Below are 13,515 nucleotides of genomic sequence, written 5' to 3' on the forward strand. Positions count from 1 at the left end.
TTTGCAGTGCAGTTGTCAGTTGTGGAGATATCTGGAAACTATAGTTACCACCCCGGAAAGTTTGAACTGCGGGTCTTGGGTGGTCAGTGGGTAACTCTAGGACTGCTGGTGCGCCAGCGAGCTGTTTTTGCCAGTAAGCAAATTGAGAATTTAATACTTGTGTTGCTAGCCACTTTCTTTGCCAAGCTGCAAAGTCTGCGTATTGAATTGGTAGTTCGGGTAAAGGTGCAGGTTGTCCATTGCATAAGGCTGAATAAAGTGCAGACAATTCAGATACAAATACACCGATTGACCAACCATCAGAGGCAATGTGGTGGAATGTCAACAGCAGCACGTGTTCGTGTTGGTCGAGGCGTAGTAACTTTGCCCGAATCATCAAGTCAGTTTCAAGATTAAAAGGCTGTTGGGCTTCTGTTTGTACTAGTTGTTTAACTTTAGCTTCTTGTTGTTCGCCAGTTAATTGACTCAGGTCAATGACTGGAAATGACATTGTGACTGATGAGATGACTTGTATTGGTTGTCCTGCAATTGTTTTGAAGGTTGTTCGCAAGACTTCGTGACGGCGTAGTATTTCGTTGAGGCTGTCGTGTAGTGCCTGTTGGTTGAGTTGACCCTGCAAGCGAATTGCACCGGGGATATTATAGAAGGGATTGCCTGGTTCTAACTGGGCGAGGAACCACAACCGCTGTTGGGCAAAAGATAGAAGTAATTCTTCCGACCGGGCAACGCAAGTTATGGGCGGAGCATTTAATTCTAACCCTGCTTTGGTAACTCTCTCTATATCTTTGGCTAAATCTGCTATGGTAGGCGACTCGAACAATTGACGCACTGGCAATTCTACCTTAAAAACTTGCCGCAATTTAGAAGTAACACGAGTAGCTAAAAGGGAATGTCCTCCTAACTCGAAGAAGTTGTCATGAATGCCTACTTTGGTAATATTAAGAACTTCTGCCCAGATACCAGCCAACATTTCTTCGATGGGAGTAGAAGGAGCTACAAAGCTATTTCTAGAAACAAGTTGCTCTAAATCGGGTGTTGGCAGCGCTCGACGGTTTACTTTACCGTTAGGTGTCAAGGGCAATGACTCTAGCATCATAAAAGCCGTTGGCACCATATAATTCGGTAACTTCGACTCTAAGAAGTGGCGCAGTTCAGTAATTGTCAGTTGCTGCTCTGGATGCAGGACTGCGTAAGCTGTCAAATACTTGGAACCTGGTTCATCTTCTCGAACCACAACTACACATTCTCGTACCTGTGGGTGTTGGTTGATGACTGCTTCAATTTCTCCAAGTTCGATACGGAACCCCCGAACTTTCACTTGGTAGTCTATACGACCAATGTATTCAATTTCTCCATTGGGCAAATAGCGGGCTAAATCCCCAGTTTTATATAGACGCTCAGAATTAGAGGATTGGTCTTCTGTTTTCCCCCTGCTCCCTGCTCCCTGCTCCCTGCTTCTTCCGAAGGGAATAAATTTCTCTTGGGTTAACTCTGGACGGTTGAGGTAGCCTCGCGCTAGAGAAATACCACCAATATGCAATTCACCAGGTACGCCTACCGGAACTTGTCGAAGATGGCTGTCTAGGATGTAAATTTGTGTATTATTAATTGGTTGTCCGATGGGAGGCAGCGCTGGCCAAGTATTTACCGAACCTGTGAGGGTAAAGGCGGTGATGACATGGCTCTCTGATGGCCCGTAATGATTGTGCAAAGTACAATCAGTTAAGTTGCTAAATAGGTTGGCAATGGTAGGAGTAATTTGCAATTGTTCGCCGGCGGTGATGATTTCCCGCAGAGTACTGGGAATTAATTTACAATCGCCAGCTACCTCCGCTAATTGCTGTAAGGCAACAAAGGGCAGAAATAATCTTTCAATAGCTTTTTGGTTGAGAAAATCTAATAAAGCTTTGGGATCTCGGCGTAATTCTTCTGTGATGAAATATAATGTCCCACCGGAACACCAGGTAGAGAACATTTCCTGGAAGGAGACATCAAAGCTCACAGGAGCAAATTGCAGAGTTTTTGCACCACTTGCAACTTTCATATTTTCCAGTTGCCACATGATGAGATTGCAAAGAGGAAGCTGATTCATTGCTACCCCTTTTGGTTTGCCTGTGGAACCAGATGTATAAATTACATAAGCTAAGTTACTAGGTTGTACGTCGCTGCAAAGATTTTCTTCTGTTGACTGAGATATAACCTGCCAGTCACTATCCAAACACACTACAACTGTTTGATGCTCTGTTAGTTTGGTAACTAAATGCTGTTGCGTCAACAGCACCTTAACCTGTGAATCATTTAACATGAAACTCAGGCGTTCCTGCGGTAATTGCGGGTCTAGCGGCACATAGGCTGCCCCAGCTTTCAGGATACCTAAAATTCCAACTGCCATTTCGAGGGATCGCTCGACACAAATTCCCACTAATACTTCTGGTTTAACACCAAGTGTTTGTAAGTAGTGTGCTAGCTGATTTGCTCTAGCATTTAGTTCCCGATAAGTTAATTGTCGTTCCTCAAAGACTGCGGCAATAGCGTCGGGTGTCCGTTCTACTTGCGCTTCAAATAGCTGATGGATAATTTGGATTTGGGAATACTCAACTTGAGTGTCATTCCACTCCAGCAGTTGCTGTTGCTCTGCTGGTGTCAACAGTGGTAACTGCCGTAACTCCTGCTCTGGGTTGGCAACAATTGCTTCCAGTAGCGTCTGCAAATGTCCTGCCATCCTGCTGATGGTATCAGTCTCAAACAAGTCTGTACTGTACTCAAAAGTTGCACTTAGTCCCTCAGCAGTCTCTAGTACCGAGAAGATTAAATCAAATTTAGCTGTACCAAAACTTTGATCGATTAAAGTCGAAGTTAAACCAATCAACTCCAAATCTGATTTAGGTGCATTCTGAAGCACAAACATGACTTGGAATAGTGGTGTATGGCTCAAAGAACGCTCTGGTTGCAGAACTTCTACTAGTTGTTCAAAGGGTAAATCTTGATGAGCGTATGCCCCTAGAGACGTTTCCCGAACCTGACTTAATAATTCTTGAAAGGTAAAGTCGCCTCCAAGCTTAGTCCGCAGTACTAATGTATTGAGAAAAGGCCCGATTAAACCTTCGAGTTCCGCACGGTTACGGTTAGCGATGGGCGATCCAACAATAATATCCTCACTACCAGAGTAACGATACAGCAAAGTCTTAAAAGCCGCCAGCACTGTCATAAACAAGGTACATCCCTCTTGCTGGCTTAAGGTTTTAAGTGCAAGCGATAGTTCTGGAGAAATCTCAAATTTGTAGGTAGCACCTCGAAAAGTCTGAACCGCAGGTCTTGGGTGGTCGGTTGGTAAATCTAATACTGTGGGCGCTCCAGCTAGCTGTTTTTGCCAGTAAGCTAGTTGAGATTCTAGAACTTCTCCCGCCATCCACTGTTGTTGCCAAGCTGCAAAGTCTGGGTATTGAATTGGCAGTTGGGCTAAAGGCGAGGGTTGCCCTTGACAGAAAGCATTGTACAGTGTGGATAACTCATGCACCAGTATGGCAGCTGACCATGCGTCAGAAGCTATGTAGTTTGAGGTAAGTAACATTACATGCTCCTGTTGGTTAAGGCGCAGTAATTTTAACCGTACTAACGAGTCAGTCTCGAAGTTAAAAGGTGTTTTTGCCTCTGTTTGCGTTAGTTGTCTGACTTTAGCTTCTTGTTCTGCAAAAGTTAATTCACTCATGTCGAGTATTGACAACTGCTGTGGTGTTGGTGGTGCGATCGCAACTACAAGCCGCCCTTGTGATATTTTAAAGTTACTACGCAACGCTTCGTGGCGACGCAAAATTTCATTCAAGCTCTGCTCAAGTGCAGTTATATTCAAATTTCCCTGTAACTTCACTACACCGGGAATGTTGTAGATGGGGTTGTCTGGTTCCAACTGTGCCAAGAACCACAACCGCTGTTGAGCAAAAGATGGCAATAAATCTTCTTCTCTGGAAATGCGTGTAATTGGTGGCATCTCCAGCCCATTACCAACTTTGATAGCGCGTTCAATCTCTTGGGCTAATTGACCTACTGTAGGGTTTTCAAACAAACTACGCAAAGGCAACTCTATTTGAAAGACTTGTCGCAACTTAGAAATGACACGAGTCGCCAACAGGGAGTGTCCTCCCAACTCAAAGAAGTTGTCGTGAATACCTATTTTCTCAATACCAAGAACTTCTGCCCAAATTCCAGCGAGCATTTCCTCAACGGGAGTAGAAGGAGCAATAAAGTCACCTTCGCTCTGAAGCTGTGTGAGGTCAGGTGCAGGTAATGCTCGACGGTCTACTTTGCCACTGGGAGCTAATGGGAAACTCTCTAGCAGCACAAAAGCTGATGGTATCATATGCTGCGGCAACCTTTGTTTGAGAAGATTCCGTAACTCAGATACTAAGTCTTCTTGCAAATACTGGTCGGGTTGAGTCACTACATACGCAACCAAGCGCTTGTCACCAGTTTCTTCCCTAACTATAACTATAGTTTCCCGCACAGCCGGATGCTGTCGCAGTAAGGCTTCAATTTCTTCCAGTTCAACGCGAAAACCACGAATCTTTACTTGATTATCTATGCGTCCCAGAAATTCAATATTTCCATCAGGCAACCATCTACCTAAATCTCCGGTTTTGTAAATTAAATCTTTATTACTTTCTGGTAATTTTTTTCTAGAGTCAGGAAAAGGATTAGGAACAAAGCTTAATTTAGTTTTCTCTTCATTTTTCCAATAGCCTTCTCCGACTCCAATACCTGATACACAAATTTCTCCGGGAAATCCTATCGGTACTAATTGCATTTCTCGGTCGAGAATATACAAATTTAAGTTAGCTAAAGGTTTACCAATAGGAACAGTTCGTTGGTTTTCTATTAAAGGCTTTTCAATGATAAATTGAGTGATATCATCCGCTGCTTCGGTTGGGCCGTAAGCATCAGCTACTTTAATTGCAGGATACAAACTCAACCACTGATTTACTCGCTTTACTGAGACAGGTTCTCCAACCACCATCATCCACTTTAAATCTGGTAACAATCTTTGGTCGGCTGGTAATTGGGAAATATAGTCTAGTAATCCTCCGAATACTGCTGGTACTAATTCCACAACAGTGATTCTTTTTTCTTGGAGAACTTTAAACAGTTTGTCTGGAACAAAACCTGATTCAGTATCTACTATAACTGTCTGACCGCCAATAAGCAGTGGAGCTAAAAATTGCCATACGGAAATATCTGTAGAAGAAGGAGCGCTTTGTAGAAAACGAAAGTCTTTTGTTAACTCTAGTTCATCGAACTGAGCATATATATGGTTAATAGCACCGTCATGCCTGACAATTGCACCTTTAGGTAGTCCAGTGGAACCAGATGTATATAACATATAAGCTATATCTGTTCCTACGTGACTGCCTTCTAAATTTTCCTTCGCTAAATGATTAAAATCGGATTGATTATATATCTTAATATCAATTATTTCTGAAAACTCTTTATTTTCTAACGGAGTTTCTAAACAAATTAAAGACTTTAAATACGAACAGCTTTCAATGAAGTGTGACAAGGAATCTAAGCAAGAAGTATCTGTTAAGATAATTTTAACTTCGCTGTTAGAAACCATGTATTTAACTCTATCTGGCGGGTATTGACTATCAATTGGTACATAAGCTCCGCCAGCTTTTTGTATGGCAAGTATACCTATTAAGAAATTAATATCCCGCTCTTTATAAATCCCAACAATTTCATCTTTATTTAACCCTAACTTCTGTAAAAGTCTTGCAAGCTGATTAGCTTTTTCATTTAGCTGTTGATATGTTAGTTGAGTATTTTCATAATCGACAGCAATCCTCAAAGGTGTCTGCTCTACTTGCTGTTCAAATAATCGATCGATTGTCAGATCTATCGGGTATTGTTTTACTTTATTGTTAAATTCTAATAATTGCTGTTTGTCTTCTGCTTTTAATAACGGTATGTCTGCAATTTGAATTTGACAGTTGGAAGTAACAGATTCAAGTATATTGATATAGTATTTAATAATATATTTAATAACGTCTTCTCTGAAAACACTTTCGTTGTAATCTATTGTTCCTAAAATTAAATGATCGCTAACTTTGAATGAGAAAGTCAAATCATTACTCACATCAGCTAGATTTTTCTGCTGATGAATATTTTCTAACAAAATAACAACATCACAAAATGGACAGCGATTCTGTTTATCGGGCAAATTCAATATTTGAACTAACTCATCAACTAAATAATTTTGATGGCTATAAGCATCTATTGTTGTTTCTTTAACTCGAAGAAGAAAATCTTTAAATGTCAGTTTTTCTTCTAAATTAATACGCAAAGGAATAATTGTATTTAGATTGCGATCGCTATCTTCTAATTTGTAAATAGGAGAACCTAAAATAATATCATTGTTACCAGTATATTTCTGCATTAATATACTTAATGCTGACAACAGAACTAAATAGATTGATAAATTAGAATTGTTTGTTAGCTGGGCGATCGCGAATGATAAATCTTTTGATAGCTGGAACGCGATTGATTTATTATTTGCAGAATCAGTTGCGGGCCTAACATAATCTGTAATTATATTTGTCTCTGGTAATTCACCAGACAATTGATTTAACCAATAGATTTTTTGAAAGAATAACTCTTCAGTAGTCAATGTATCTCTAGTGTGATTGGCAATCATCATCTGTCACCTTGCAACAAAATAATTTCTGAGGGAATTAGTAAAAACTGTGTTTAACTTACTTTACTTTGTTAAACACTCATCAAAAGCTTGTTTAATAATGAAACAACCTTTTTCTAAAATGGACATTTCAATAGTTAAAGGAGGCAGTATCTTAATTACAGTATTATTCCTGCCAGTTCTTTCAACTATTAATCCTAGTTCAAAACAACGGGATATAATTTTTTTTGTTAAACTATTATCGCCAAAATCGGTAATATCTATACCCCAAATCAAACCTATTCCGCGTATCTTTACTTTATCGCTAATTGATGCAATTTTATCGATTAAAAAGTTACGTAAAAAAGATTCTTTAGCTTTAACTTCCTGTTCAATATTGGTAATTTCTCTGTATTCTAGTGCAGCTGCTGCACCTATAAATGCTAGTTGATTGCCTCTAAAAGTTCCATTGTGTTCGCCAGGTTCCCAAACATCTAACTCTGGCTTAAACAATAATAATGACATGGGAAAACCGTAACCACTTATCGATTTTGAAAGTACTACCATGTCCGGAATAATATTCGCTCTTTCAAAAGAAAAGAATGAACCAGTTCGGCCGCAACCAACTTGAATATCATCACAAATTAATAAAATATCATGGCGATCGCATAACTGTCTTAATTTTTGCATCCACTCGATTGGCGCTACAATGACTCCTCCTTCAGCTTGTACTGTTTCAAATATTATTGCTGCTGGCTTTTCAATTCCAGAGTTGACATCATTGAGTACTGCTTCTATAAACTCTATTGTGTCAATCTTTTCCATAAATCCATGAGGATAAGGCATAAAACTTACATGATTCGATGTGCCAAATGCCCCAGCTTTAATTTCTAGATTACCACTCACTGATAAGCTACCCAATGTCATGCCATGATAGCCACCCATGAACGAAAATATTCCTGGTCTTTTCTTAATTTTCCTGGCCAATTTTAATGCAGCTTCAACAGCATTTGTCCCTGTAGGCCCGCAAAATTGTACCCGATAATCTAAGCCTCTAGGATATAGTAGCGTTTCAAAAAACTTAGATAAAAATTTTTCTTTAGCAGATGTATAAAAATCTAATCCATGGGTGATTGCATCAGCTTCTAAATAAGATATCACCTTCTGTTTTATATAATCGTTGTTATGTCCATAATTTAAAGCGCCTGCACCTGCAAGAAAATCAATATACGCTTCTCCTGATTCTGAGTAAATTAAAGAACCTTTGGCTCTGTGAAATAGAACCGGGAAATTTCGGCAATAACTTCTGACATTTGACTCTCGCTGCTCAAAGATATTCATTAAAAAATTCCTGCTTTTAGTTGTTATGAAAATGGCAAAGTAGTATGCTTAATCAATTAAGAAATGTAATTTAAATAAGACTTATAAAAATGGAATATGACTTGAGGTGGAACTTTTAATACTAAACCTAATGTTAATAAAAAGTTGTAATACACATTTTTTGGTGGCATACCCTTTAAACCAGCTACTAGACCAGTCAAAACACTCTTCTGTGTATGCCAATCAATATTAAAAGAAATTGACATGTCTAGACTTCTCACATGATGTAGTGTACCAGGAGGCATATATAAAATCTCTCCGGGGTTCACAATTATTGTTATAGGTGTTGCATTTTTAAATAGGGGATATTGCTCTAAATCGGGTTTTTCTGGATCGACCTTAAACCATCGCCAATTATGTCGATAACAATATTGAGATTCTTTGCTCAATAAGAGAGTAAATTGTTTACGTCCAGCAATTTGAAAGAAAAGATTGTTGGTCAGAAGACAATCAAAATGTAAAGGAGTTAGGCTATTAGATGCGCCAATAAAAAATTGACAATAGCGCCACCATTTATAAGCATACCATTTTGGTAAGTAATCTAGCGGAAATGTTTGAACATCTTTGATGAGTGTAGGAATTAAGCTAAACAAGGGAGTATCGTGACAATATGGAGGTAGAATATCCGCTTTTGTTTTTTCATATTCTTCTAGAATATTTGCGTATTCATGAATAGTGAAATTTTCTACTTTAATTTGACCATTTTGAAAATGTTTGGCATATATATTTAGGTCGGGGGCAATTGACTGGAAATATTGTAATGACCATTTCCTAAAACAATCCCATTTGGGAATAACTCCTGAAATAATTACTGGTTTAGATTTATTTACATATTTTGCTATAAATTCTTCACCTGTAAGTTGGTGAATTCGTTCAATTTCTGAAGATACTGTCAGCATAATTTCCTCTTGTAATGATGAACGTAGAGCATTGTTCACCAGACATGTGTTGCTTTATTAAATTAGAATTCAGGAGTCAGAATTCTCTAATTGAATTATGTGTGGATGGCAAATGAATAAACGGCATTTTTGCACCCTCGATAAATTTTTAATTGAGCGGTCTATAATTCGTGGCTGGTCTGAATCCCCCCATTAATCGATTCTGACTTATGGATTCTTCTTCATTTACAGTCATTACTTAATTAGACAAAGCTAAATCAAAGTTAAATGTTACTTGTTTGTCTAACATCGCTTTTATTTGCTGCTCTTGTACTGTCAGCAAAGATAAGTTTTTGAGGCGCACTTCGGGATTAATTGCGATATTTTGAAGTAATATCTCAAAATGCTTGAGTATACCAGTAATTGTTGTCGTGTCAAAGCGACGAAAATCGTAACTAATACCAATTCGTAATTCGGAACCTGGATAGCCAACTAAGTTAAGAGGATAGTTTGTTTTGTAAAGATTAAGGGGACGCGAGAAGTTTATAGCTTTATTTTGCGCTTGTGATTCTCGTAATATCCTGTCAATTGGTTGGTTTTCAAATACAAATATACTCTCAAATAAGGATGTACCTTGTGGTATTTCACTCCATTTTTGAATATCTACTAAAGAGGTGTATTCGTATTGACGAATCTCTACAAGTTGTTCCTGAAACTGCTTGAGCCAAGGTATGAGATACTGTTCGCCATCAATTTTGACTCTTACTGGCAAGGTATTGACCATCTCACCTATCATGGACTCGGAACCATCTAAATCTACAGGACGACCGGAAACAGTACATCCATAAATCACCTCGTTGCGGCAACTATAGCGACTTAGCAGCAAAGCCCAGACCCCTTGAACAAGCACGTTGATTGTGAGACGATGCTGTCTGGCTAGAGATTGTAAATCTGCGGTGATTGCTTTTGAGATCTCGATTTGAACTTCATCATATCTTTCTTCGGGATTGGACAAATTACCAACATCTAGATTGCTTAGGGAAGTGGGTGTTTTTACTCCTTTAAGCATTTGCCCCCAGAAGTTCTCAGATGTAGATGAATCTTGTTGTCGTAGCCAGGTTATGTAGTTGCGAAAACTACTGCCAGGTTTGAAAGGTATATCTTCACCTTGACAAAATGCTGCGTAGAAATCAATAACTTCTTTAAGCACTAGCGGATATGACCACCCATCCAACATGATCATGTGTGTACTCCAGATGAATTGGTAAGAGTCGTCTTCTAGGTGGATGAGAATTAAGCGCATCAGGGGAACTTGGGAAAAATCAAAACCCCGATCGCGATCGCGTTTCAAAAACGAACTCAAACGCGTTTGCACTTCATCTGGGTCTATTGAGCGCCAATCTTGTTGTTCTATGCATACTTTGACGTTTTTGTACACAACTTGTAAGGGTTTTTCCATGTCTTCCCAATAAAAGCTGGTACGCAAGATGGTGTGTCGGTCTACGACTCGCTGCCAAGCACGCTCAAAAGCGACGATGTTTAAATCACCATGAAAAGTAAAGCCCAATTGGACAAAGTAGAGGCTTACTTCAGAAGTACATAAACTATGGAAGAGAATACCATGCTGTATGGGTGAGACTTCGTAGATATCTTCTATATTTTCTGTTTTCATTGTTCTACTTGTTTTTTCGGGTCAGCTTCGCTAAAAACTGGTCGAGGTCTTTTTGATTTAAGTTTGCTTCTGGAAAGTCAGAAGGTGTGTAACCTTTGACTTCTGGTGATTGACAGTGAGTGGCGATCGCTTGCAATGCTTTGACAAATTCTTGGGCTAATCTTTCGATGGAAGAGCGTTGATGTATTTTTTCGCTATAAGTCAAGTCAAATTGCAACTGACCGTTAATCGCAAAACCGTTGATTTCCAAAAGTACGCTCCTTTGGTTTTGCGGACTACTTGCTAATCCACTAAACTTTGGAATTAATTTGAATAGCGATGACTTGGAGAAAGTTCGATCTAATTGACCGAGATAATTGAAAAGAACTTCTGGTTGTGGCTGTGTTGGCAATAACTCACTGTTTTCTGTCTTTTCGCTGAGATAGCGTAGGAGACCGTAACCAATGCCCCGATTGGGGATACTCCGCAGTTGTTCTTTAATTGCTTTCAATGCTTCCCCTGGATGGGAAGCTTTCTCCAAATTTAAGAGGATGGGAAATAAAGATGTAAACCAACCCACCGTCCGCGACAGTTCCACATCGGGAAAAATATCTTCCCGTCCAAAACTTTCTAAAGCTACTAACACAGAGCGATCGCCCGTCCATTGATAAAAAGCCTGTGCCAGTGCTGTTAGTAAAACATCATTTATTTGAGTGTTGTAAGCTTGCGATACCTTCTTTAGTAAAGTTTGGCTTTCTTCAATATTGAGAGCGATCGCTACATTGCGGGCTGAAGCGACTGTATTTTTACCACCTGGAAAATCTACTGGCAAACGAGGCTCTTGCTTATGGAATGTGCTAAACCAGTAATTCCACTGTTGCTGTAGTATAGCAGAGTGTGCATAATCTTGCAAGCGTTCAGACCAATACAAGAAAGAAGTTGTTTTTGCTGGTAGTTGCACTTTTCTTCCTTGACTGAGTTGTTGGTAACAAGTTTGCAAGTCCTCAAGTAAAATTCTCCAAGAGAAAATATCCACAACCAAATGATGGACGATCAACAGCAAGCGGCTTGGCTGCTGCACTCCCAAGTTGAACAAAGCAGCTCGCACTAACGGGGCTATAGATAAGTTAAAACTGCTTTGCAATTCCGTAACAGTTGTTTCAAAAGCTTGCTCTTGTTCTTGCAGTGCCAAAGCTGAAAGGTCTAAATATCTCAATGGCATCACATTGCGATCGGCTAAAACTTGTTTCCAGCCAGAGGTTGTGGGTTCAAACTGCAAGCGCAGAGCATCGTGGTGTAAAATCAACTCCTGTAATGCCTGCTCTAAAATCTCAGGGTCGAGTATTTGTTGCAGTTCTAAAACAAATGTTTGGTTAAAGTAGTGCGGATCTTGTCGATTCTGCTCGAAGAACCAATGCTGAATGGGTGTCAGAGATGCCGAATCTTTGATAATTCCTTGCTCGACTTGGAGATTTTGTTCGGCGATTGTGGACTTGGGAACTGCACGCGCTGCTAATTCGGCAATGGTTTGATGCTGAAATAATTGTTTATTCGTCAGTTTTAGACCAGCTTGGTTAGCTCTAGTGATGATTTGGATAGCAATGATGGAATCACCACCCAACTCAAAGAAATTGTCATCGATGCCTACTTGTTCCACATTCAGAAATTCCGCCCAAATTTCAGCAAGCTTAACTTCGGCAGGAGTGTGAGGAGCTACAAAAGCTTTCTCTAACTCAGGTCTACTTGTATCTGGTGCTGGCAATGCTTGCCTGTTCACCTTACCGTTAGGCATCAACGGCAGCGCCTCTAGCATCACAAAAGCTGCTGGCACCATGTAATTCGGCAGCTTCGACTCTAAGAACTGGCGCAGTTGAGCAATTGTTGGTGTTTTATCTTTGTGTGGAACAATATAAGCGACCAAACGCTTAGAACCAACCTCATCCTCGCTTGCTACAACCACAACTTCCCGCACATGAGGATATTGACTTAAAACCGCCTCAATCTCTCCAAGTTCAATGCGGAAGCCACGAATCTTTACCTGAAAGTCAACTCGTCCCAGATACTCAATCGTACCATCTAGGGAATAGCGGGCTTTATCCCCAGTTTTGTAAAGGCGAGGACTGCTAGTTGCAATCTCATCCTTAAAAGGATTAGCAATAAACTTCTCGGCTGTCAAATCTTCTCTATGCAAATAACCCTTTGCCAGTCCCACCCCACCAATGTGCAACTCACCCGGTACACCCACAGGCACTGGTTGCAGATATTTATCTAATATATGGATTTGCGTATTGGCGATCGGTTTACCAATCGGCACAATCCGTTGCTTGCTATTTGGCTGACAATGCCACCAAGTCACATCAATCGCTGCTTCCGTCGGCCCGTAAAGGTTGTATAACTGTGCCTCAACACGCGCAAAAAATCTTTGCTCAAGTTCAAACGATAAAGCCTCACCACTACAAATCACCCGTTTGAGGCTGTGACAGTTTTCTAATTCTGGTTCGCCCAGAAACACTTGCAGCATTGAAGGTACAAAGTGAAGTGTGGTAATTTGTTCGCTAGTTATTAGTTCTACTAAGTAGGCACTATCGCGATGACCTTCGGGTTTAGCAAAAACTAAACTTGCTCCTGTGATTAACGGCCAGAAAAATTCCCAAACTGAAACATCAAAGCTAAAGGGTGTTTTTTGCAAAACTCGATCTGATGGCGACAGTTGTAAAGCATCTTGCATCCACAACAAGCGATTGCATAGGGCTTTATGAATGTTGATTGCTCCTTTGGGTTTGCCTGTGGAGCCGGAGGTATAAATTACATAAACTACATCATCTGGGGTGACGTTTGTGTTGGGGTTTTGTGAATTTTGTTGAGCGATTTGCTGCCAGTCACTGTCTAAGCAAATGATTTGTGTTTGATGTTGGCTGAGTTTTTCGACTAAATGCTGTTGT

5 protein-coding genes are annotated in these 13,515 nt (G+C 40.0%); all 5 read right to left on the reverse strand.

Annotated elements, in window-relative coordinates; all coding sequences use genetic code 11:
* Positions 1-6,688, reverse strand: a 6,688-nt coding sequence (locus tag RMY31_RS19680; RefSeq protein WP_409878104.1) for an amino acid adenylation domain-containing protein, incomplete at its 3' end; no start/stop codon positions are given.
* A 60-nt stretch (positions 6,689-6,748) separates the two neighbouring features.
* The gene (gene ectB, locus RMY31_RS19685) at positions 6,749-8,005 is read right to left on the reverse strand and encodes a diaminobutyrate--2-oxoglutarate transaminase (RefSeq protein ID WP_322664030.1); all 1,257 of its coding nucleotides are present in this window, start codon (positions 8,003-8,005) and stop codon (positions 6,749-6,751) included.
* A gap of 56 nt (positions 8,006-8,061) precedes the next feature.
* Positions 8,062-8,943 (reverse strand): cupin-like domain-containing protein, encoded by an 882-nt coding sequence (locus tag RMY31_RS19690; RefSeq protein WP_322664028.1) that lies wholly within the window; start codon positions 8,941-8,943, stop codon positions 8,062-8,064.
* 238 nt (positions 8,944-9,181) lie between these two features.
* The gene (locus RMY31_RS19695; protein WP_322664026.1) at positions 9,182-10,594 is read right to left on the reverse strand and encodes a condensation domain-containing protein; all 1,413 of its coding nucleotides are present in this window, start codon (positions 10,592-10,594) and stop codon (positions 9,182-9,184) included.
* Between the two features lie 4 nt (positions 10,595-10,598).
* Positions 10,599-13,515: amino acid adenylation domain-containing protein (locus tag RMY31_RS19700; RefSeq protein WP_409878105.1), on the reverse strand; the 2,917-nt coding region annotated here is incomplete at its 5' end.

This window comes from Dendronalium sp. ChiSLP03b, from assembly GCF_034531165.2.
GTDB classification, from domain to species: domain Bacteria; phylum Cyanobacteriota; class Cyanobacteriia; order Cyanobacteriales; family Nostocaceae; genus Dendronalium; species Dendronalium minutum.

What these genes read in the sequence shown, in the direction of transcription:
- RMY31_RS19695 (WP_322664026.1), bottom strand. Translation starts at nt 10,594, where the DNA reads ATGAAAACAGAAAATATAGAAGATATCTACGAAGTCTCACCCATACAG.
- ectB (WP_322664030.1), bottom strand. Translation starts at nt 8,005, where the DNA reads ATGAATATCTTTGAGCAGCGAGAGTCAAATGTCAGAAGTTATTGCCGA.
- RMY31_RS19690 (WP_322664028.1), bottom strand. Translation starts at nt 8,943, where the DNA reads ATGCTGACAGTATCTTCAGAAATTGAACGAATTCACCAACTTACAGGT.